This is a genomic window from Streptomyces sp. NPDC031418 (assembly GCF_055581605.1).
Genome location: NZ_JBVIJC010000003.1, coordinates 109,080 through 130,820, shown reverse-complemented (window position 1 = coordinate 130,820; position 21,741 = coordinate 109,080). Strand labels below are relative to the sequence as shown.

The window sequence follows — 21,741 nt, the reverse complement described above, 5'->3', positions numbered from 1 at the left end:
CGCCTCTTCGCCCCACGGTTCCGCTGCCCCCGCAGGGTCCATCTCCGGGCCGTCACGGGAACAGGGCGCCCGGTGCGTCGTACGCCGTTCGGCCGGCGGGGCACCTCAGTGCTCCGGCGGCCGGGGGCGGGCGTCCCGCAGGGCCGCGAGGACGCGGTCGGCGGGGACGGTGCGGCGGACCGGCGGCAGCCGGCCGGGGGCGCAGACCGCGGTCACCCGGCCCGCCCGGCAGGACCACCACACACGGAGTTCACCGTGCCGCGCGCCGGCCACCCGCACCCGGAGCCGGCCGTCGGCGCCCCGGCTCAGCGGATAGTCGCGCAACGACGGGGAAGGCCCGCGGTACGCCTTGAGCGCGGCCTCCTTGCAGGCCGCGAGGACCGTGGCGAGCAGCCCGGGCGGCAGCGGCCGGCGCGGCCTCCCCGGCACCACGCACGGCGTCTCGTCCGGACCGAGCAGCCTCTTCAGCAGGATGCCGTTGCGGGCGTCCACCGGCTCCACGTCCACCCCGACGACCGGCCGGCCCGGCTCCCCGTACCCGACCGCGCAGGCGGCCAGCTGCCCGGAGTGGGCCAGCGAGACGACCAGCCCGGGCGGCGCCCCCCACAGCAGGGGAGCACCACCCGGGCCGGGCAGGATCTGGGCGCCGGGCACCCCGGTGGTCCAGCGCACCGCCGCCTTCGCCGTGAGCCGGGTACGGACCCACTCGGCGCGCCGGCCGCCGCTCAGCCCCGCGGCATGGGCCCGCTCCCGCTCCCCGAGCAGCTCCTCGGGCGCGGACCGGCCGGCCCAGTCGCAGCCGACCACCAGGGTCCGGGCGCCGTCCGGGTTCACCGCACGCGCCGGATCGCCTGCACGAAGGAGGCCAGATCCGCCACGCTCGGCTCGCCGGGCGTGTCCACGAAGCCGCGCACCAGCCGCACCACCGCGTCGTACGACTCGGTGTGGTCGTAGGAGGTGGCGTCGGCGACCTTCAGGGACCAGCGCCAGTACCCCTTCATGGTGTCGGCGAGCGGCATCCGGAAGGTGGCGATGACGTCCTTGAGCCCGGGGACGGCCGCGGCGCCGTCCCTGGCCACGTACGCGCCGACCAGGTTGCTGTAGAAGGCGAAGTGCCGCGCCTCGTCCCGGGCGAGCCGGCCGAGCAGGTCCTTCAGGAAGGGCTCGCTGACCGTCTCCCGGAACCGCTGGTAGAACAGCTGCGTCGCCTTCTCCTGCACCAGCGTGTACGTGAAGGACTGCACCGGATGCTCATAGGGCAGCGTGAACTTCTTGCGCCCCTCCTCCGCGAGGTCCGCGAGCACCTGTTCCCGGGTCGCCATGCCGGTCTCGACCTGGTAGCGGCTGAGCGCCGAGGCGTGCCGCTCCTCGTCGTTGGCCCAGGCGACCAGGAAGCGGAAGTACTCCCGGTTGAACCCGAACCGCTCCAGCTCCTGCTCGGCACCGCCGACCGGGAACGCCTCCAGGAAGTGGGACAGATAGCCCGGGATGTGGTCCTCGACGAAGGTGATGAACCGCACCGCGGACCGGTCGGCCTCGGTGAGCCGCTCCGGCCGCAGCCCGTCCCAGTCCAGCTCGGCGAGGGTCCAGGTCCGCTCCCCGGCCCGGGTCACCGCCTGGTCGACGAGCTCGTGCATCTCCAGCGCGGGCAGCAGATCGTCCAGTACGGCCGTCTCGGTCATGTCGCCGTCCTGGGGCCGAGCCGGGTCTTCGAGGCGGTGAGGGCGTAGTGCTTGGAGGTGTAGCCCCAGCCGGCGTTGGCCGTGCGCAGATACCGCAGCAGCGGCTCGGTCATCCCGGGGGCGACCGCCTCGATCCGGTCGCTGTTGGCCTCCGCGCGGCGGTGCCAGTCCTCGATGGTGCGGTGGTAGTGGGCGGTGAGGTCGTCCAGCGCCTCCAGGCTGAAGCCCGCCGACTCGGCCGCCCCCACCAGGTGGGAGAAGGGCACCATGTCGGCGAAACCGAAGATGGTCTCGGTGACGTGCTTGGTGCCCGGCCGGTCGGCGAACTCCCGGTACACCTCCGCGCTGCGGAAGCAGCTCTCGGAGAGGTAGAGCCGGCCCTGGCGGCGCAGCGAGCCGTACACCTTGCGCAGCACGGCCACCCGGTCCGGCATGTGGATGATCGACCCGAGCATGGTCGCCGCGTCGTAGCGCCCGTCGATCTCCAGGTCGGTGTAGGAGCCGACCCGGATGTCGACCCGGCCGGCCAGCTTGAGCTTGGCGGCCTGCTCCCGGATGTACTCGGCCTGCGGCCCGCTGGGGGTCACACCGGTGACCTCGCAGCCGTACTCCTGGGCCATGAACAGGGTGAGGCTGCCCCAGCCGCAGCCGATGTCGAGGAGGCACTCGCCGCCGCGCAGCTGGAGGCGCTCGGCCACGAAGTGCAGCTTGGCGGTCTGCGCCTCCTCCAGGGTCGCGTCCGGCGTGCGGTACAGGCCCGAGCTGTACTTGACCCGCTCGTCCAGGAAGGCCCGGAAGACCTCGGGGGGCAGCTCGTAGTGCTCGTTGGTGGCCCGCTTCGCCTCCTCCGGGGGCAGCGCGAGGTCGCCGTCGCGGCCCGCGTGGAGGGTGGGGCCGGCGTCCGCGTGGGTGGTCATCGGCCCTCCGTGCCGGCCTGGGCGAGCACCAGGCCGGTGAGCTGGCGCGGGGTACGGACGTCGAAGATGTCCTCGTCCTCGAACTCGACGTCGTAGACCCGCTCGATCTGCGCGACCACCCGGAGCAGGCGCACCGAGTCGGCGCCGGGCAGCTCCTTCAGAACGGTGTCCGCGGCGATCTCGCCGATGTCGATGCCGAGTTCCTTGGCGGTCTGGGAGCGCACCTCGTCCAGTACGGCGGACTCCTGGAGGGACACGGACCGCGGGTCGGTCTGCTGGGACATGGTCATCCAATCGCGTGGTCGAAGTAGTGTGCGAGCCGGTCGCGGTCGGCGCCGGCCAGGCCCATGTGGCCCTCGGCCTGCTCCGAACTGATGGGCTGGTAGGCAGAACTGGCCATGACGTGCGGGGTGCCGTCCGCGTCGAGGACATCCGCCTCCGCGTGCACCACGCCGTTGGCCTCCCGGGTGATGCGGGCGACGGCCCGGTAGGGGACGCCGACCTGGAGCGGGCGCAGGAACTTGGTGCGCAGGGTGACCGAGAAGGCCAGCATGCCCAGGTCGAGGGCGATCAGATCGCCCATCAGCTCGTCCACCAGCACGCTGACGATGCCGCCGTGCACCACCGAGGGGTAGGAGGCGTACTCGTCGGAGAAGGTGATGTCGGTGGCGAGCCGGCCGTCGTCCAGGCGGAACATCTTCAGCGCCAGGCCGATCCGGTTCCGCGGCGAGCAGCCGAAGCAGGCGAAGCGGGGCTCCTCCAGCCAGGGCAGCTCGACCGGGGTGCCCTCGGGGAGGGCGGTGGCCGTGGCCGTGGGGGTGCCCTGCTCGGCCATCACGCCTCGTTCCCGGCGGTGGCCAGCTCGGCGAGCAGACGCCGGATGTCGCGGAGCTTCTCCACCGGGCGGCCGGTCAGCTCGGTCAGCGTGTTGAACAGCTGCCGGTGGATCCGGTCCCACTCGGTGCCGTCGTCGACCTCGCCGAAGTAGCGGAAGACCTCGTCGATGGTGACATGGCCGTCGAGTTCGGGGAGGTTGCCCTTGAACTTGCTGACCGGGTGGTTGTAACGCCCCTCGGGGTCGGCCATGTAGACGTAGAAGGTCTCCAGGACCGACGGCAGCTCCTCCGGGCGCTGGGCCAGCCGGCGGGCGGTGTAGTGGATGAACTCCCGCGCGTGCCGCGCCTCGTCACCGCTCGCCCGCTTCATGATCTTGGCGATGACCGGCTCCTCGGCGAACCGGCTCACGCACTTGTACATGTGGTTGGTGGCGATCTCGGAGATGATGTTGGTGGCGAGCGTCGCCGACGGGGTGATGCCCGGCGGGTACGGCGCACGCATGGCGTTGATCTGCTCGTAGCCGACATCGGTGCCGGCCAGCCGCAGCCACTTCTTGAACGCCAGGTGGTGCTGGAGCTCCTGGTAGCCCCACAGGCAGACGAAGGCCGAGAAGTCGTAGTCGTCCACGAACTCGTTGAAGAAGCCGTGCTGCGCGGCGATCGAGTTGGACTCGCCCATGACGGCACCCATGGCGAAGGCGACGTACTCGGGCTTCACCAGGTCGGGCCGGAACTCGTCCCAGGGGATGTCGCTCATCTCCCAGGAGGCGGACTGGTACACGGGGAAGACGTCGTAGCTGTGCAGCGGCTCCGCGTCGGGGTCGCGGGCGGCCTCGATCCTGTACGGGGTGGTCACGGGTGTCCTCCGGTTCGGTTCCGGGTCGTGCCGGTTCGATCGGTCCTCGGTCCGGGGCCGGCGGCGGCCCGGACGACAGTCGCTAGGCGTTCTCGGCGGCGGTGCCGGCGGTCTCGGCGGCCAGCTCGGCCAGCCGTTCCCGGGTGCGGGAGCGCTGCCACTTGCCGCTGGTGGTACGGGTGATCCAGCGCGGTTTGACCAGATGCACCCGGACGTCGGTGAAGTCCATCTCCCGTACGACCCGGGCGGCGATCTCGGCCTCCAGGCCGGGGCCGTCCTGCTTGGGGTCGGCCTCGACGACCACACGGACCACCTCGCGGCCGTCCTCCGCCACATCGGAGAAGGCCACGCAGCGCTTGCGGTAGACGCCGGGCACCTCGCGGGCGACGGCCTCGATGTCGTCGGGGAAGTAGTTCTGGCCCCGGACGATGACCATGTCCTTGGTGCGCCCGGTGACGAACAGGTCGCCGTCGTGCTGGAAGCCGACGTCCCCGGTGCGGAACCAGCGCCCGTCGAAGGCGGCCGCGGTGGCCTCGGGCGCGTTGTAGTAGCCGGAGGTCACGGCCGGTCCCGCGATCTGCACCTCGCCCAGCTCGCCGGGCCCGCACACCCGGCCGTCCTCGGTGACCAGCCGCACCTCGAGCTGGTGCACCGGGCTGCCGAGCGCCACCGCGTCCTTCGCGCCCTCCGCACCGCGCTCCACGGGCACCACCCGTCCGGTGGCGGCCAGTTCGGCCCGGTCCAGGGAGAGGATGCGGGGCGTGGTGCCGGGCCGGGGGAAGGTGATGCCGAGGGTCGCCTCGGCCATGCCGTACACCGGGTACATGACGGTGTCCCGCAGGCCCGCCGGCGCGAGATGGGTGGTGAAGCGCTCGACGGTGGCGGCGCTCACCGGCTCCGCCCCGTTGAAGGCGAGCCGCCAGGCGGACAGGTCCAGCTCCTTGACCAGTTCCGGTGGCGTGGAGTCCACGAACTGCTCGTACGAGAAGTTGGGGCCGGTCATCACCGTGCCGCGGTGCTCGGCGAAGTAGCTCAGCAGCTGCGCGGGGCGGCGCAGGAACGCGGTCGGGGTGAACACGTGCACGTCGGCGCCGTTGAGCAGATGCGAGAAGAGGCCGACCAGACCCATGTCGTGGAAGGTGGGCACCCACTGCATGAAGACGTCGTCCGGGCTGAACTCCCCGGAGACCGCGCAGGCCAGCACACCGGCCGCCATGGCGCTCTGGGTGAGCATCACGCCCTTGGGGGCGCTGGTGCTGCCCGAGGTGAACTGTACGACCGACAGGGCGGCCGGGTCGACGGCGGGCAGCCGGTGCGCGTCACCGGGGACGGACACCTCGGGGTCGATGAGGACCAGGCCCGGTATCTGCTCCGCGAGGAGGGCGCCGAGGCTCTGGAAGGCGGTACCGAGGACGAGGTGGCGGATGCCGGCGACGCCCAGGATGCGGGCCAGCCGGCGGGCGGTGCCCTGCTCGTCGCCGAAGCCGGCGGGCAGCGGCAGGACGCTGCACGCGGCCCCGGCCCGCTGCGCCCCGAAGAAGAGGCTGAGGAAGCGGGCGTCCGTGGGGACGAGGAGGCCGACGATGGTGCCGGGACCGACCCCGTGCTCCATCAGACCGAGCGCGCACCGCAGCGAGGACTCGGCGAGCTCGGCGGCCGAGATGCGCTCCTCGCTGCCGGGGAAGACGGCCACGGCGTCGGGCGAGGCCTTGGTGTGGTTCAGAAAGCATTCGGTGAGGGTGTCGCCGGACAACAGGGGGCTGCGCAAGGGGGGTTCCTTTCTTCCCTGAGCCGTGTGAAATCAGGGCACCAGATCGACACGCAACTCGGTCAGTCCGCGGAAATTGACGTGCGGGCGCCAGACGACGTCCTCGGTGCTGAGGGAGATCCGGCTGTAGCGCCGCAGCAGCTCGTTGAAGACGAGCCGTCCCTCCAGCTTCCCGAGCAGCGCGCCGATGCAGTAGTGCGGACCGCCGCCGAAAGCCAGCGGCTTGATGTCGGTACGGGTCATGTCGAGGGCGTCCGGGCGCTCGTACCGGCGCGGATCGCGATTGGCGGCACCGAGCAGGATCATCAATTTCGACCCGGCCGGAATGGTCTTGCCGCCGACCTCGACATCCGCGGTGGTGATCCGGGCGACGAGCTGCACCGGGGCGTCGTACCGGACGAATTCGTCGACGCCTTCCTCGATGAGATCGGGATTCTCCCGCAGCTTCTGCATCTGCTCCGGGTGCCGCAGCAGGGCCAGCGTGCCGTTGCCGATGAGATTGACCGTCGTCTCGTGACCGGCGTTGAACAGCAGCAGGACGTTGGCGATGATCTCGTCGTCGGAGAGCCGCTCGCCGTCCACCTCCGCCAGCATCAGCCGGGACAGGATGTCGTCCTGCGGTTCGCTGCGCCGCTTGGCGAGATGCTCGGCGATATAGGCGCGGAACTCGACCACCGAGGTGTTCATGGCCTGCTGCGTCGCGTCGTCCAGGGCGGGGTCGACGACATGCCCGATGGCCTCGGTCCACCGCCGGCACTGGTCCCGGTCCTCCACCGGCAGCCCGACGAGCCCGCAGATCACGGTCACCGGCAGGGGCAGCGCGAGGGCGTCGATGAGATCGATACCCTCCCCGGCGCCCATATCGGCCAGCACCTTCTCCAGGATCTGTGAAATACGGGGACGCATGTCCAGGATGGAACGCGCATTGAACACCGGATTCACCAGACCGCGGATACGCCGGTGTGATCCGCCGTCCAGCATGAGCATCCACATCCGGGTGTCCGTCACCACGGGACTCTCCCAGCCGCCCCGATGCTCCGCCCACTTCTTGTCCCGGTGGAATTCACTGGTGAGTCGCGGATCGCGGAGGAGCTGCGCGGCCTCGTCATATCCGGAAACGACCCAGAAACCGAAGGGCGTCTGATGGACCGGTTCCGCCTCACGCAGTCGCGCATAGAAGGGATAGGGGTCGCTGCGCATCCTGGGATCACGCGGGTTATAGAGAATCTCCGCTTTCGCTGCGTCCATGACGGGACAGCGTGGCAGGGCTGCTCGCACCCCATCAATAGGACCAAGGTCCCACCGCCGACCCGCTGATAACCGGCGCGAGGTGCGGTCTAATGCGTAGGCGCGAGGGTCGTGGCCTGTGCGTGGGGGAGGGGGCTGGGGGAGCTGTGGTGGGCGACCCGGGGTCCCGCGGGGAGGTCGCGACGAAGGGGGCGCCGGTGTACGACCTTACTGCGCACGGCGTACGGCGGCGGGCCGGCCGGCGGCCGCGGGCACCCTACGGGCCCTGTCTGCGCGCGACCCTGATGTGATGAGCGCCACACCCTCACCCCCGGTGGTGCCGCCGCCCACCCACCCTCACCCCCCTTGTCTGCTCGCGCTCAATCGCTGTACGGCCGCCTGACGGCCTCTTCGGTGACCGGAGGCCAAAAACGCCCCCCGAACCCGGAGAGCTTTCTGAATAAGTACGCGCATAAGTACTGCCGATAATTCAGCACGCCGCCCGCTACTCCCAAGTCCCGTCCACCTGCGACTACTTGGCGCGCTAGGCTGTGCCCGCTGCTCCTGTTCCCCCTGATGTCCCGGCTGACGGCCGGGGTGGTTGGAGCACTCCGAGAAGGAGTGCCCTGGAAGAGGGGAGCAGCCATGAGGGTTCGATCGTTCAGGAAGGCCGGAAAGCGCTGGCCGGGGCAGGACCGCTGTCAGGTGACCCTGTCGGTGCTCAGCCTTCTCGTGGCGGTCGCCGCTCTCGTGGAGCAGGTGACGCGGTGATTCCGGCCGCCCGTTAAACGGCCGGAACCACCGCCGCTCCACGGGCATGGTCCGGTCTGGCGGCAACCGGGCCGGACCGTGCTCGGGAGCCGACCTTGCGGGACTGTGGTGCCCCAGGCCGAAGTTGAGCAACAAGTCGGCCTACTTGTTGCTCAACTTGTTGGACAACACAAAGCTACACGCATACAGGAACGGCCCGTATGGGGCTGGGGCATGTGTGACGGCCGGCATGCGCCCGGTGCCGGCGTCGTTCGGATGCGGCGCGGTCTACTCGTACACGGTCGCCGCTTGCAGAGCCCGGGCGAAGAACGCACAGTCACCGCCGGACGGCAACTCCCGGCCGGCAGCGACGCCTTCTCGGCGGTAGCCTGCCTCGGCTCGGGCTGCTCCACGGCGTGGCTGACGGTGATCTCGACGACGGCCATGCGGTTCATGACGCTCGCCCGGACCCGCGTCGCCGAGGGTCCCTGCGGGCTTCCGTGCTGCCCAGCCGGCCACAGCTTGCCTATGGTGAAGCTGGTATGAGGCTGGAGGTAAGTTTCTGATTGTCGATTCGATAAACATCACATTGAATATACCGAAAGCCTGAATTCCAATCACTCTGGTCATTCATTCCGGCGAGTAGATCATAATTTCCCGTCCTGTAGGTGCGGTAGCGTCGCTGACAGAGTGCTGTACTGTTATCGTTGGCCGTCTTATACGGGGTCGTTGCGGGAACCTTTACGAAGCCTACCGTTTGCTCATCATGAGGCGAGCTGCATTTAGCCAGATAAGAGGCGGTAATGTTGCCCGATTTATCTGTTTGGTCGACATAGCAGTCACCGATCTGCGAGTTCTGTAGGTAGATCTGTTCTCCTAGTTTACGGAATTTACCCACATCTCCGGTTGTGGGTACCGTTTTGTCGAAGACTAGGCAGGCGGTTTTGTGTACCCCGTTTCGCCAACCCTGGTCTGTTGGTGGCAATGAGTAGGGCTGGGCATCGGCCATTGCGTTGACCGTGTCCTTCACGTCTGACATGCATCGGTTATAGCCATTAGCTTGGGCGTCCGAGACCGATGTGGCGACATCGGACGCTAGCACTTGCCCGTCAGGGATATCGTTCGTACAGTCCACCAGAGTCAGTTGTGGTAGTTCTGTGAATTTTCCACTTCTCCAGTGAGCTGTAACACAGTCGCCGGGGCGCAACTCCTGTAGCAGTCCGACGGCGTCTCCGTATGGTTTAAGAGGGCCAGCCACCGAGGGGCTTTGTGGCGGCCTGGAATTGGGTGGCTGTGTTGTGGAACCAAGCGTTACTGTCAACCATGAAACCAGGCCGACGGCAAGTGTTGCCGCTGTGAGGAAAATTGCGCGGCGGGAAATTCGCTTCTTCGCTCGACCGGGTCTGTCTTCGGCTGATTTACGCTGCTGCGGCCAACGCAATGTTGGCATATGGGAGTTGACTGGATGCTGCTTTGAGTTCGAGTGCTTTGCCGCGGGGTGGCTGGTCTGTGTGACGGTTGTCTGTAGCGTTCGTGGGCCTTCGGTTGTGAGTCGCGTGAGCAGGTCTGTTGCTGCGTCGGGGCGAAGTCTCTGGGCCGGGTCTTTCGCTAGCAGCTCCAGAAGGATGGGCGCCAGGTTGCCCGCTCGGCGTGGTGGCGTGGGGTCTTCGGTGAGCAGTGCGGTGAGCGTGCCGACGGGAGTGCCACGGTCAAAGGGGCCTCGCCCCTCGACCGCAAAGTAGAGAGTCGCTCCGAGTGAGAATATGTCCGATGCGGGCGTCGGGTCCTCACCGCGGGCACGTTCCGGAGCCAGGTAACCGGGGGTCCCGATGATTCCCGTGGCCGTGGTCAAGCGAGGCTCACCGGCGTCCTCCCGAAGCGAAATGCCGTAGTCGGTCAGAAGTATCCGTCCATTCCCTGCACTGCTGACGTCGTGAGGGTCGAGACTGGTGACCAAGACGTTCGATGGCTTGACATCCCGGTGCAGAATGTGCAACTGATGGCCCGTAGTCAAAGCATCAAGTAGCGCCAGGCCAATACGAGCCGTAACAGCTCGCGACACCGGACCGTCATCGCGGACCACTGCCTCAAGATCTCGCGCACCAGGCACGTACTCCATGACGATCCACGGCAAATCCTCGTCGACGGCGCAGTCATACACGGTAATCACGTGAGGATTACCGCGGAGTCGTGCTGCGTGCCGTGCCTCGCTGCGGGCTCTGGCGATGCGTGCATTCAGCTCGTGTTCAGAGAGGTCTGGTGGGAGGGCTAGTTCCTTGAGGGCGACTTCACAGTCCAGCTCCTGGTCATGGGCGAGCCAGACACGACCCATACCACCGGCGCCTAGGTTGCCCAGCAATCGGTAGCGCCTGGCAATGACGCGGCCTGCGGCGTCGCCTATCGTCGCCATACCAGCTTCCGCCTGGTCGTGCAAATCAGATCTACTATTATTTTGCCCCTACCTCTAGCTGAGCGCATGTTGCCACGACGTACCCCTTCTCCGACGGGAAGGCGACTGATTGCTGTGCGGGCGGGCCGGTCGGCTGCCTTGCGCGCGGTGAGCGGAGCGAGTTGCCTTGTTGGGAGGAGAGAAGGCCTTTATTTCCCTGGGATGAGGTGCTCGTCGTCGTGGCTGTGGATGTGCAGGCCATGCGGTTCAAGGCGTCCGGCAGTCTCATCACGAGGCCTCGATCATGCGCTCGCTGATCCTGAGGAGTGAGCAAGGAGACGGCAGTGGACTCGCGATGCCCACATGGACAAGCGGTCGCTGCTGAACCCCGAGCAGACGGCGGCCATCCTCGACTGGATACGGCGCCGGCCGTGCGGCGGCAAGCGGCTCCACGCCTTCTTCGTCACGCTGTACCACTGCGGCCCCCGGCCCGAGGTAGCCGTCGCCATGTGGGTGGAGGACGTGACCTGCCCGAGCCTGGCGTCGGCGACCAGTGGTGCGAGCTGCTGATCCACACGGCGACTCCGGAGGTCGGGAAGCAGTGGACCGACGCGCGGGGCGGATCCGCGTGCAACGCGACCTGAAGGGCCGTGCGGAGGGCGAGACGCTCACGGTGCCCAGGTGGCCGAGTGGGCCGGGAACAGCGTCGCCGTGTTGCTGGCGACGTACGCCCGGTGCATCGACGGGCAGCTGCCGGACCTGAAGCGGCGGCTGGAAGCCGCGGGCGATCTCCCGGACACGGAGCTGCCGGGTGCTGGCTGATCTTGCACCGGTCGAGGACTCCGGCGCGCAGGCGACACGAGCGCCCGTGAAGGCTTGGGGCAGCCGGAGCTGCTCGGGGTCTCTCCTTGATCACCAAGGGGCCGTCCAAGGCCGCGGCGCGCCACCCCGCACCCACCCTGACCAGCACAAAGCCCTCCCAGGTGGGAGGGCTGTCGCGGCGCCCCCGGCAGGACTCGAACCTGCGGCCAAGCGCTTAGAAGGCGCCTGCTCTATCCGCTGAGCTACGGGGGCCTGGTGGACGGGACCAAGGATAAAGCTCCCTGTTCCTCGACCCTGTCGCTTCGCCTCCGTGGCTCGATGTGGAGGTTCGGTGAAGCGGTCCTGATAATCGCAGGCAGGTACGAATCGTGCAGTGCTTTTGGCGTCCGGCGCCACCGGGTGTTGTGCACTCGTTATGCCTGGGCCGCGCCCGTGTCCCACTAGTCCCTTCTGCCCCTTCTGCGCCGTCGGCGCGCAGACAACGCCATATGCTTCAGAATTCCCCTAAAATTGGGCATTCTTCGCATGTGGTGACCTTGGACGTTCGGCCTCAGCTGCTCGACACACTCTCCGCTCTGCGCGACCGTGTCGCCGCCGCACGCTTTCCGCTGCCCCTGGCCGGGGCCCCACGCGCGCGTGCCAACCGCGACGAACTCCTCGCGCAGCTCGACGATTACCTCGTACCCCGCCTACGGGAGCCCGAGGCGCCGTTGCTGGCCGTCGTCGGCGGCTCCACGGGCGCGGGCAAGTCCACCCTCGTCAACTCCCTCGTCGGACGCCGGGTGAGCGAGGCGGGCGTGCTGCGGCCCACCACGCGGACGCCCGTCCTCGTCTGCCATCCGGAGGATCATCACTGGTTCAGCGGCATGCGCGTGCTGCCCGATCTCGCGCGCGTGTGGGTGCCCCAGGAGGACGCCGGTGACGACTTCCTGCTCTCCGGCGACGAACCCACGCGCGTGCTGCGCGTCGAGACCGCCGACACCCTCCCGCGCGGCCTGGCCCTCCTCGACGCCCCCGACATCGACTCCCTCGTCGCCGACAACCGTGTCCTCGCCGCCGAGCTGATCTGCGCCGCCGACATCTGGATCATGGTCACCACGGCCGCCCGCTACGCCGACGCCGTGCCCTGGCATCTGCTGCGCACCGCCAAGGAGTACGACGCCGCCCTCGTCACCGTCCTGGACCGGGTGCCCCACCAGGTCGTCTCCGAGGTCTCCCGGCAGTACGGCGCCCTGCTCACCAAGGCCGGACTCGGCGACGTACCCCGCTTCACCGTGCCGGAGCTGCCCGAGTCCGCGTGGGGTGCCGGGCTGCTGCCCGCCAGTGCCGTCGCGCCTCTGCGGAACTGGCTCGTCCACCATGCCCAGGACCCCGCCGCCCGGCACCAGGTCATGGCCCGTACCGCCCAGGGCATCCTCGACTCCCTCAACACGCGCATGCCCGAGCTGGCCAGTGCCGCCGCCGCCCAGTACGCGGCCGCCCTCCGGCTCACCTCGGTCGTGGAGGCCGCCTACGACAGCGAGCACGCGCGGGTACGCGGCCGGCTCCAGTCCGGCGCCGTACTCGCCGGGGACGCCCTCAAGCGCTGGCGCGCCTTCCCGCTGGACTGCGCCGCCGGCGAGCTGCTCGACGCCCTCGTGGAGAGCCTCGCCGCGCTGCTGCTGTGCGCCGTCACGGCCGCCGACGAGCGCGTGGACGAGGCCTGGCGCCGCGAGCCCGCCGCGGACGCCCCCTCGCTCGCCGAGCGCGACGCCTCCCCGGAGAACGCCGAGCACCGCATCGGGCTCGCGGTACGGCGCTGGCGGCGCGAACTGGAGGAGTACGCCGAGGACGAGGTACGCGAACTGGAACGGACCGTCGCGCCCGACGCCGAGGCCGTCGCCGCGCTGGTCGCCACCGCGCTGCTGGGCGGCCGGCGGGCGCGCAGCGCGGGCGAGGGGCTCGCCGAGCGGCTCGGTGCGCACGGCGCGCTGCGGCTGCGGGACCGGGCCGGACGGCTGCTCAACGAGCACGTGGACCGCGTCCTGCACGCCGAACGCGAACGGCGGCTCGCCCCGCTCGACGCCCTGGACGTCCATCCCGAGCCCCAGGCCGAACTGATCGCCGCGCTGTCGGTACTGCAAAAGGAGAGGTGACCGGTGACCGCCCTCACTGACCACGACCACACGGAGCACACCGATCACATGGGGCCCACCGAGCACCGCAGCAACTCTTGCAATCAGGGCAAGCATGGCCCTCAGGGCAGTGCGTACGGCAGTGACACCATCGGTCATCCGGCCGGGGAGCCCGACGCCCTCCCGAAGTCCGGTGAGGCTCCGGCCACCGGCGGGGAGGGCGGCGCGGAGCACGCGCGCGTGGAGGATGCAGGGGGCCGGGAGGGAACCCCCCAGCCCGACGGCCTCGTACCCGCTGACCGGCCTGCGGCGTCCGACCTGTCCGCGGCCGATGAGAAGTCCGCGGCCGAGAAGAACCCCGTGCTGGAAAAGTCCCCCGAGAGAGCGCACGACAAGCCCAGCGACAAGTACACCGACAAGCACAGCGACGACCTCACCGGCGACCAGACCGATCCGGCTCCCCAGCCCCCCGGCATCCATCCGGCCATCCCCCAGCCCCCGCACCCCCCAGGGCCGGCCCCCCGCCCCACCTCGGACGCAGCGGATTCAGCGAGACCAGCGAGTTCGGCGAATTCGGCGAGTTCGGCGAGTTCGGCGGATTCAGCAGACGCGCCGGCCGACACCGACACGGACACCGGACCCGACCGCCACTCCCTCGCCCGCCACTCCCTCGCCCGCCACTCCACCGACCGCGACTCCACCGACCGCCACTCCACCGACCGCGACTCCGCCGACCGTGACTCCACCGACCGCGACTCCGCCGAGGCCTGGGACGACGGTCTGATCGCCCGGCGGGTCACCGAGGCCACCGCCGCCGCCCTCGCCGCCGAACGGGTCGCCCTGGAGGTCACGAGCCGCGGCCCGGGCGGCCAGAACCCGGTCCCGCTCGCCTACGACGGACCCCTCCGCTCCCGCCTGGACGCCCTGCGCGAGCTGGTCGGACTCTCCCGGGCCCGCCTGGACAGCCGTACCCTCGCCGAGGCGGGTCGCGTGCTGGACGAGGCGGCCGCGCGGCGCAAGCTGTCCGGCCGGCACACGGTCGTCGCCATCGCGGGCGCCACCGGCAGCGGCAAGTCGCAGCTGTTCAACTCCCTGGCCGGGGTGGCCATCTCGGAGACCGGCGTCCGGCGTCCCACCACGGCCGCACCCATCGCGTGCAGCTGGAGCGACGGCGCGGCGGGTCTCATCGACCGGCTGGGCATCCCGGGCCGGCTGCGCCGCCGCCCCCTGCACAGCCCGGAGTCCGAGGCTCAGCTGCGCGGTCTCGTCCTGGTCGACCTGCCCGACCACGACTCCGCCGCCGTGGAGCATCGCGAGCAGGTCGACCGGGTGCTGAAGCTGGTCGACGCGGTGATCTGGGTGGTGGACCCGGAGAAGTACGCCGACGCGGTCCTCCACGAGCGCTACCTGCGGCCCATGGCGGGCCACGCGGAGATCATGTTCATCGTCCTCAACCAGGTCGACCGGCTGCCCGGCGACGCCGCCGACCAGGTGCTGGACGATCTGCGGCGACTGCTGGACGAGGACGGCATCGCGCTCGGCGAGTACGACGAACCGGGCGCCACCGTGCTCGCGCTGTCCGCGCTCACCGGCGAGGGCGTCGGCGATCTCCGCGAGGCACTCGGCCAGTTCGTGGCCGAGCGCGGCGCCGCCGCCCGGCGTGTCGGGGCCGACGTGGACGCCGCGGCGGCCGAGCTGCGCCCCGTCTACACCACCGGGCGCCGGGTCGGGCTCAGCGAGGAGGCCCGGGAGGAGTTCGCCGCTCGGCTCGCGGACGCGGTCGGCGCGACGGCGGCGGGCGAGGCGGCCGAGCGCGCCTGGCTGCGCAACGCCAACCGGGCGTGCGGCACGCCCTGGCTGCGGCTGTGGCGCTGGTACCAGCGGCGGGGCGGCTCGGCGACCGGCCGGCACCTCGTACGCCAGCAGCCGGACGAGGAGGCCACCGCCCGGCAGCGCGTGGAACAGGCGGTCCGTACGGTGGCCGACCGGGCCTCGGCCGGACTGCCGGCGCCCTGGGCGCAGGCGGTGCGCGAGGCGGCGGTGCGCGGCGCACACGGCCTGCCGGAGGCGCTGGACCAGCTCGCCGCACGCGCCGGACTGCCGCCGGGGCGGCCGCCGCGGCCGGGCTGGTGGCCGGTCGCGGTACTGGTCCAGGCGGCGATGACGCTGTTGCAGATCGTGGGCGGGCTGTGGCTGACCGGCCAGATCGTGGGTGTCATGGCGCCGAACCTGGGGGTTCCGGTGCTGCTGATGGTGTGCGGGATCGCCGGCGGTCCGCTGGTCGAGTGGGGCTGCCGGATCGCGGCCAGAGGCCCGGCACGGCGCTACGGCCAGGATGCGGAACGGCGGCTGCGGGAGGCCGCGGCGAGCTGCGGCCGGGCCAGGGTGCTGGATCCGCTGGCGGCCGAGCTGCTGCGATACCGGGAGGTGCGGGAGCAGTACGGCCGCGTCGTACGGAGCGGAGCAGCCGGGACCGCGGCCGGGACCGGGGCTGGGGTGAGGTGAGGGCCGCGGCCGGGCGTGACGGAGGGTGAATCACCGACGAGGGGGAGGGCTTTCACCCGTCCGGGTGGCGGAGTTGTCCACAGGCGCGGGGGTGTCCACAGCGCTCAGCGGGGCCGGCCCGGCGGAGGCAGTCTGAGGTCACGGCGATCGCACGGCGGACCCGGCCGGCAGATACGGGATACGGCGGGCGCGGCGCGGTCGGCGGGACGTGCGGGCGTGTACGGATCAGGTGCGGAAGCGCAGGGCGCAGAGCCGCGGCGACCGTAGGCGCCGGCACGGCAGACGCAGCCGTACGGGACGGGCCCGTACGCGTGTCCGCCCGGCCGGAGGATGCCGGACGGGGGAGGGGAGCGAATCATGAACGAGACGATCGTCTGCGTGGTGGGCAATGTGGCGACGCAGCCCGCCTATCGCGAGCTGGCGGCGGGACCGTCGGCCCGGTTCCGGCTGGCGGTGACCCAGCGCTACTGGGACCGGGAGAGGAGCGCCTGGACGGACGGCCACACCAACTTCTTCACGGTGTGGGCCAACCGCCAGCTCGCGGCCAATGTGGCCGCGTCGGTGGAGGTGGGCCAGCCCGTCGTCGTCCAGGGCCGGCTGAAGGTGCGTACGGAAGTGCGCGAGGGGCAGCAGCAGTGGGCGTCCGCCGACATCGACGCCGTCGCGATCGGCCACGACCTGTCGCGTGGCACCGCCCTCTTCCGCCGCGCGGCCAAGCCGGAGGCACCCCCGACGGGCCCGCCCCGCCCGGAACCGAACTGGGAGACACCGCGTCCGGAGGAGGCCGAGAAGTCCCAACCAGCCGCGGAACCAGCACCGGTGACGTGACGTCAGCCGACGGGCGCGTACTCCCGGCAGGGTCCTGCCGCTGACCGCCACCGCTCCCGGCTCGCGGACGGTTCCACCCTCAACTGCTGGTACGAACCGGTGGATTTGTCGATAAGCCCAGATCACCGGCCGTCCCGGCGATAACGATTACGGATCGGATCCGCCATCGGACGATCGGACCGGCGGGAGAGGTCCCGCCCGGTCCATAGGATGCCGGGCATGCCCCTAGGGGTTGCCGATTCTGCAGGTGGGACCGTCCCCCCACAGCCAACTGGTCCTGCTCGAAGGGGAATTCTGTGCTTGCTGCGCTGTCTGGGTTCTGCCGGTCCGCCGTGCTGTCCCGCCTGGCCGGGACCACCGCGGTGACCGGGCTGGTGGCGGCCGGACTGCTGTCCGGTGCCGGTACGGCCGCGGCCGACACCACACCGCAGACCGAGGGCGGAGCGACGGCCACGATCGACGGCCTGAAGACCTTCGGCGAGGCGGTGATCCACGCGGACGGCGGCGACCAGCGGGTGGCCGCGGGGCTGTTCGAGATGTCCGTGGACGGCGGCGGCACCCTTCAGACGTACTGCGTCGACCTGCACAACCCCACCCAGCGCGGTGCCCACTACCAGGAGACCTCCTGGAGCGGCACCTCGCTGGGGACGAACCGGAACGCGGGCCGGGTCCGCTGGATCCTCCAGAACTCCTACCCGCAGGTCAACGACCTGGCCGCGCTCGCCCGGAAGGCCGGTGCGGGCACCCTCACCGAGCAGGACGCGGCGGCCGGCACCCAGGTGGCCATCTGGCGCTACACGGACGGCGCGAAGGTGGACGCCGTCGATCCGCAGGCCGAGAAGCTCGCCGACTACCTGGAGAAGGGCGCCCGGAACACCGGTGAGCCGCAGCCCTCGCTCAGCCTGGACCCGCCCGCGGTCTCCGGCCGGCCGGGCGATGTGCTCGGACCGGTGACCGTGCACACCAACGCGAGCGGGGTCACGGTGGTCCCGCCGGCCGACGCCGCCACCAGCGGGGTGCGGATCATCGACAAGACCGGCAAGGTGCTCACCTCCGCACAGGACGGCAGCCGCCTCTACTTCGACATCCCCCAGGACGCGGCGGGCGGCACGGCACAGCTGACCGTGCAGGCCTCCACCACCGTGCCGGTGGGCCGCGCCTTCACCTCCGACAGCCGCAGCCAGACCCAGATCCTGGCCGGCTCCAGCGAGTCCACGGTCTCCGCCACCGTGACCGCCGCCTGGGCCGCCAAGGGCGCCATACCGGCCGTCTCCGCCCACAAGAACTGCGCCAAGGGCGCCCTGGACATCCTCGTCAGCGACAAGGGCGACCAGCCCTTCACCTTCCAGCTGATGGGGGTCGAGCACACGATCCCTGCGGGCGCGACCCGCACGGTGACGGTGCCGCTCCAGGAGGACCAGGCCTACGACTTCACGGTCACCGGTCCGAACGGCTTCAGCCGCCGCTTCACCGGCGTCCTCGACTGCAAGACCCAGGGCGCGATCACCACGCAGACCACCGAGATCCAGAACAACCCCAGCCCCGCCTCCGTGGGCGGCACCATGGCCCCCGACACCAACCTCGCCTCGACCGGCGGCTCCGCCCTCACCCCGGTGATCGCGGGCGTGGCCATCGGCTTCGTGGTGATCGGCGGCGCGGTCCTGGTGATCCTCCGCAAGCGGGAACAGCACGACGCCTGACGCACGGGCCGTCCGTGTCAGTCCTCGAAGGGCTCCGAGTCGAGGCTCCGGAAGTAGTGACCGGACAGGCGGCAGGTGGGAAACCCGTACTGCACGTCCGCGAGCATCCGGACGAGGAACTCGCCCATCCCGCAGTCGTACCGCTCCCATGCGCCGAACTCGCCCACCAGCACAGGCCAGTCGTCGGGCCCGTCGCCCACCCCGGTCTGCCAGACGAAGTCCAGCTCCTGCTCCGACGAGCCCCACCGCAGCAGCCCCTGCGGCGCCGGGAAGCAGTCGTACGGTTCGAAGAGGCCGCTGTACCGGACGGCGGTCCTGGCCCAGACCACGAGGTCCATACCCAGGACCCCGGGGATCAGGAGATCGACATAGTCGTCGAAGCCGCCCGGGCCGAAGAGGCCGACGATCTCCTTGTAGTCGGCCGGCAGCGCGGTGCCCAGATCGGCCTCCACGGCGGCCCAGTCGACCGCCGGACGCGGCACCGGCTCCCAGCCGGTGAGGGCGCACAGCCTCTCGCCCCAGGAGCCCCCCTCGGGCAACCCGGTGAACGCGGGATCGGCTCGCCGCGCGACCACCACGACCACCCGCTCCCCACCCGCGCCGCCGACCCGGCCGCAGCCGATCCAGTGGGCCTGGCGCCCCCAGCCCCGCAAGTCGAGCAGCTCATCCCCGAACGGCTCGACGAGCGGCAGCCCGGTGCGCTCCGTCAGCGTCGGGTCGACGTAGCCGCCCATGGCGAGATTGCGGGGCTGCCCCGCCCACCGCGCCACCTCGGCGACCAGCTCCTGGAACCCCATACCCTCCGGCGCCTCGAAAACCGCCGGCAGCCCGCCCGCAGCGGACGAACGGATGATCTCCGAGACGGCGCGGCCCGCTCCCCAGTCCTCCATGCCGCTCAGTGAACATCAGCCCACTGACATCCGGTCCGCCGCCCACTGCGACCCATGACCGAACCCCTCGGCGGCGAGCCAGTCGGCCAGCGCCGAGAAGTCGGCGTCCCCGAGGCCCGCGGTCGGGTCGACGCGATGGAGCAGGGAGGGCGCGGGGTGCTGGGCGGTGACCCAGAGGCGGTCCAGGGCGCCGATCTCGTCGTCGACCCAGATGAACGGCCGGCGGCCGGCCCACTCGAGGAGAGGGCGGGTCTTCCAGTGCAGGCCGCGGGGGCCGCCGTCGGCGCAGTCCTCCGGCCACCGCACCACGGGAAGCGCCGGCAGCCCGAGGCGCGGAGCAACGGCCTCGTTCGCGTCCTCCAACCACGTTGTGGCCCATACGAGAGGGCAGCCCAGGGCGAGGAGGCGCGGTCCGATCCCGGGATCGAGCCGGTCGAGCAGCGGGTTGCCCTGACCGGCAGACGCCGGGGAGCCGTAGGACCCCCCGAACGGGATGAGCGGACCGTCGACGTCGAGGAAGAGGATGGGGCGCTCCGCTGCGCTGGTCACAGCGGCACGATAGCCCGGCGCGGTGCCGGCGGGGACCCCCGCTTCCCGGGCCGTCCCTGGGCGGTGCGAGGGTGCCCGAGGCCACCCAACGGCGACCGACAGTGACAGACGAGCCACCGTCGCTCCGACCGAAGCCCCAGGTCACAGCCCCCGCACCGAACGGGTTAACACCCAAGCCTGGCGTTCAGGCAAGATGGGGTGTATCTGCCCACTGCCAGATTTCAAGTTGCCGGACGGTTTCTCTTGGCTGAGTACATCTACACCATGCGCAAGGCGCGCAAAGCGCACGGCGACAAGGTGATCCTCGACGACGTCACCCTGAGCTTCCTGCCGGGCGCGAAGATCGGTGTCGTCGGGCCGAACGGCGCCGGTAAGTCGACCGTCCTCCAGATCATGGCGGGACTCCAGCAGCCGTCGAACGGTGACGCGTTCCTGTCGCCGGGCTACAGCGTGGGCATCCTGCTCCAGGAACCTCCGCTGAACGAGGAGAAGACCGTCCTGGAGAACGTCCAGGACGGCGTCGCCGGGATCAAGGGCAAGCTCGACCGGTTCAACGAGATCGCCGAGCTGATGGCGACCGACTACTCGGACGCGCTGCTCGACGAGATGGGCAAGCTCCAGGAGGAGCTGGACCACGCCAACGCCTGGGACCTCGACGCCCAGCTGGAGCAGGCCATGGACGCGCTGGGCTGCCCGCCCGGCGACTGGCCGGTCACCAACCTCTCCGGTGGTGAGAAGCGCCGCGTCGCGCTCTGCAAGCTGCTGCTCGAGGCCCCCGACCTGCTGCTGCTCGACGAGCCCACCAACCACCTCGACGCCGAGTCGGTGAACTGGCTGGAGCAGCACCTGGCCAAGTACCCGGGCACGGTCGTGGCCATCACCCACGACCGGTACTTCCTGGACAACGTCGCCCAGTGGATCCTCGAGCTGGACCGCGGCCGCGCGTACCCCTACGAGGGCAACTACTCCACCTACCTGGAGACCAAGGCCACCCGTCTCAAGGTCGAGGGCCAGAAGGACGCCAAGCGGCAGAAGCGGCTCAAGGAAGAGCTGGAGTGGGTGCGCTCCAACGCCAAGGGGCGGCAGGCCAAGTCCAAGGCCCGTCTCGCGCGGTACGAGGAGATGGCCGCCGAGGCGGAGAAGATGCGGAAGCTGGACTTCGAGGAGATCCAGATCCCGCCGGGCCCGCGCCTGGGCAACGTCGTCGTCGAGGTCGAGAAGCTGAGCAAGGCCTTCGGTGAGAAGGTCCTCGTCGACGGCCTCAGCTTCACGCTGCCGCGCAACGGCATCGTGGGCGTCATCGGCCCGAACGGCGCCGGCAAGACCACCCTGTTCAAGATGATCCAGGGTCTGGAGACCCCGGACTCCGGCGACATCAAGGTCGGCGAGACCGTCAAGATCTCGTACGTCGACCAGAGCCGCGAGAACATCGACCCGAAGAAGACGCTGTGGGAGGTCGTGTCCGACGGGCTCGACTACATCAACGTCGGCCAGGTCGAGATGCCGAGCCGGGCGTACGTGTCCGCGTTCGGCTTCAAGGGCCCGGACCAGCAGAAGCCGGCCGGCGTCCTGTCCGGCGGTGAGCGCAACCGGCTCAACCTGGCGCTGACCCTGAAGCAGGGCGGCAACCTGCTGCTCCTCGACGAGCCGACCAACGACCTCGACGTCGAGACGCTGTCCAGCCTGGAGAACGCGCTGCTGGACTTCCCCGGCTGCGCCGTGGTCGTCTCCCACGACCGCTGGTTCCTGGACCGGGTCGCGACGCACATCCTCGCCTACGAGGGTGAGTCGAAGTGGTTCTGGTTCGAGGGCAACTTCGAGTCGTACGAGAAGAACAAGATCGAGCGCCTGGGCCCGGACGCCGCGCGTCCGCACCGCGCCACCTACAAGAAGCTGACCCGGGGCTGA

Annotated in this window: 19 protein-coding genes, 1 tRNA gene and 1 pseudogene; 8 read left to right on the top strand and 13 right to left on the bottom strand. The window is 70.2% G+C overall.

Annotated elements, in window-relative coordinates:
* Positions 1-105: 105 nt before the first annotated feature.
* The 8 genes from ACZ5CZ_RS04730 to ACZ5CZ_RS04695 form a co-directional block, all read right to left on the bottom strand.
* On the bottom strand, positions 106-834 hold the full coding sequence (locus tag ACZ5CZ_RS04730; RefSeq protein WP_468939157.1) for a 4'-phosphopantetheinyl transferase family protein: 729 nt from the start codon (positions 832-834) through the stop codon (positions 106-108).
* Positions 831-1,682 (bottom strand): acyl-ACP desaturase, encoded by an 852-nt coding sequence (locus ACZ5CZ_RS04725; RefSeq protein WP_385847493.1) that lies wholly within the window; start codon positions 1,680-1,682, stop codon positions 831-833. Before ACZ5CZ_RS04725 ends, ACZ5CZ_RS04730 begins: the two co-directional genes overlap by 4 nt.
* Entirely contained in the window at positions 1,679-2,599 is a 921-nt protein-coding gene (locus ACZ5CZ_RS04720; RefSeq protein ID WP_385847491.1) for an SAM-dependent methyltransferase, read from the bottom strand. The genes ACZ5CZ_RS04725 and ACZ5CZ_RS04720 overlap by 4 nt, the downstream gene beginning before the upstream one ends.
* On the bottom strand, positions 2,596-2,883 hold the full coding sequence (locus ACZ5CZ_RS04715) for an acyl carrier protein (protein WP_385847489.1): 288 nt from the start codon (positions 2,881-2,883) through the stop codon (positions 2,596-2,598). Before ACZ5CZ_RS04715 ends, ACZ5CZ_RS04720 begins: the two co-directional genes overlap by 4 nt.
* Before the next feature lie 2 nt (positions 2,884-2,885).
* Complete coding sequence (locus tag ACZ5CZ_RS04710; RefSeq protein WP_385847487.1) at positions 2,886-3,434, bottom strand: PaaI family thioesterase; 549 nt, start codon at positions 3,432-3,434, stop codon at positions 2,886-2,888.
* Positions 3,434-4,291, bottom strand: a complete 858-nt coding sequence (locus ACZ5CZ_RS04705; RefSeq protein ID WP_385847486.1) for a ferritin-like domain-containing protein — start codon at positions 4,289-4,291, stop codon at positions 3,434-3,436. The genes ACZ5CZ_RS04710 and ACZ5CZ_RS04705 overlap by 1 nt, the downstream gene beginning before the upstream one ends.
* Before the next feature lie 82 nt (positions 4,292-4,373).
* Complete coding sequence (locus ACZ5CZ_RS04700) at positions 4,374-6,059, bottom strand: AMP-binding protein (RefSeq protein WP_385847484.1); 1,686 nt, start codon at positions 6,057-6,059, stop codon at positions 4,374-4,376.
* A gap of 33 nt (positions 6,060-6,092) precedes the next feature.
* Complete coding sequence (locus ACZ5CZ_RS04695; protein ID WP_385847482.1) at positions 6,093-7,337, bottom strand: cytochrome P450; 1,245 nt, start codon at positions 7,335-7,337, stop codon at positions 6,093-6,095.
* A 594-nt stretch (positions 7,338-7,931) separates the two neighbouring features.
* On the opposite strand from ACZ5CZ_RS04695, the gene ACZ5CZ_RS04690 reads away from it, so the two are divergent.
* A complete protein-coding gene (locus tag ACZ5CZ_RS04690; RefSeq protein WP_468939148.1) occupies positions 7,932-8,057 on the top strand; it encodes a hypothetical protein in 126 nt (41 codons plus the stop codon).
* Positions 8,058-8,401: 344 nt separating this feature from the next.
* Here ACZ5CZ_RS04690 and ACZ5CZ_RS04685 read toward each other — a convergent pair.
* Together ACZ5CZ_RS04685 and ACZ5CZ_RS04680 are read right to left on the bottom strand one after the other, a co-directional pair.
* Positions 8,402-8,500, bottom strand: a pseudogene (locus ACZ5CZ_RS04685) (GntR family transcriptional regulator); the annotation flags it as partial.
* A gap of 62 nt (positions 8,501-8,562) precedes the next feature.
* On the bottom strand, positions 8,563-10,446 hold the full coding sequence (locus ACZ5CZ_RS04680; RefSeq protein WP_468939145.1) for a serine/threonine-protein kinase: 1,884 nt from the start codon (positions 10,444-10,446) through the stop codon (positions 8,563-8,565).
* A gap of 342 nt (positions 10,447-10,788) precedes the next feature.
* Here ACZ5CZ_RS04680 and ACZ5CZ_RS04675 point away from each other — a divergent pair, with 342 nt between their 5' ends.
* Both ACZ5CZ_RS04675 and ACZ5CZ_RS04670 read left to right on the top strand, forming a co-directional pair.
* On the top strand, positions 10,789-10,995 hold the full coding sequence (locus ACZ5CZ_RS04675; RefSeq protein ID WP_468939142.1) for a hypothetical protein: 207 nt from the start codon (positions 10,789-10,791) through the stop codon (positions 10,993-10,995).
* Between the two features lie 111 nt (positions 10,996-11,106).
* A complete protein-coding gene (locus ACZ5CZ_RS04670; protein WP_385847477.1) occupies positions 11,107-11,247 on the top strand; it encodes an integrase in 141 nt (46 codons plus the stop codon).
* A gap of 179 nt (positions 11,248-11,426) precedes the next feature.
* On the opposite strand, the gene ACZ5CZ_RS04665 is transcribed toward ACZ5CZ_RS04670, so the two are convergent.
* Positions 11,427-11,499, bottom strand: a tRNA-Arg gene (locus ACZ5CZ_RS04665).
* Positions 11,500-11,774: 275 nt separating this feature from the next.
* Between ACZ5CZ_RS04665 and ACZ5CZ_RS04660 the strand changes: the two genes are divergently transcribed.
* From ACZ5CZ_RS04660 to ACZ5CZ_RS04645, 4 genes are all read left to right on the top strand, one after another.
* Entirely contained in the window at positions 11,775-13,382 is a 1,608-nt protein-coding gene (locus ACZ5CZ_RS04660) for a dynamin family protein (protein WP_468939137.1), read from the top strand.
* Between the two features lie 3 nt (positions 13,383-13,385).
* Positions 13,386-15,866, top strand: a complete 2,481-nt coding sequence (locus tag ACZ5CZ_RS04655) for a YfjP family GTPase (protein ID WP_468939134.1) — start codon at positions 13,386-13,388, stop codon at positions 15,864-15,866.
* 357 nt (positions 15,867-16,223) lie between these two features.
* Entirely contained in the window at positions 16,224-16,694 is a 471-nt protein-coding gene (locus ACZ5CZ_RS04650; RefSeq protein WP_468939131.1) for a single-stranded DNA-binding protein, read from the top strand.
* Between the two features lie 344 nt (positions 16,695-17,038).
* Positions 17,039-18,394 (top strand): Cys-Gln thioester bond-forming surface protein, encoded by a 1,356-nt coding sequence (locus ACZ5CZ_RS04645; RefSeq protein WP_385847541.1) that lies wholly within the window; start codon positions 17,039-17,041, stop codon positions 18,392-18,394.
* Between the two features lie 17 nt (positions 18,395-18,411).
* Here the strand turns inward: ACZ5CZ_RS04645 and ACZ5CZ_RS04640 are convergent, their stop codons facing one another.
* The gene (locus tag ACZ5CZ_RS04640) at positions 18,412-19,284 is read right to left on the bottom strand and encodes a hypothetical protein (protein WP_468939128.1); all 873 of its coding nucleotides are present in this window, start codon (positions 19,282-19,284) and stop codon (positions 18,412-18,414) included.
* A 15-nt stretch (positions 19,285-19,299) separates the two neighbouring features.
* Positions 19,300-19,833, bottom strand: coding sequence for an HAD domain-containing protein (locus tag ACZ5CZ_RS04635; RefSeq protein WP_468939125.1), 534 nt, complete (start codon positions 19,831-19,833; stop codon positions 19,300-19,302).
* 243 nt (positions 19,834-20,076) lie between these two features.
* Between ACZ5CZ_RS04635 and ettA the strand changes: the two genes are divergently transcribed.
* Entirely contained in the window at positions 20,077-21,741 is a 1,665-nt protein-coding gene (gene ettA, locus ACZ5CZ_RS04630; RefSeq protein ID WP_385847468.1) for an energy-dependent translational throttle protein EttA, read from the top strand.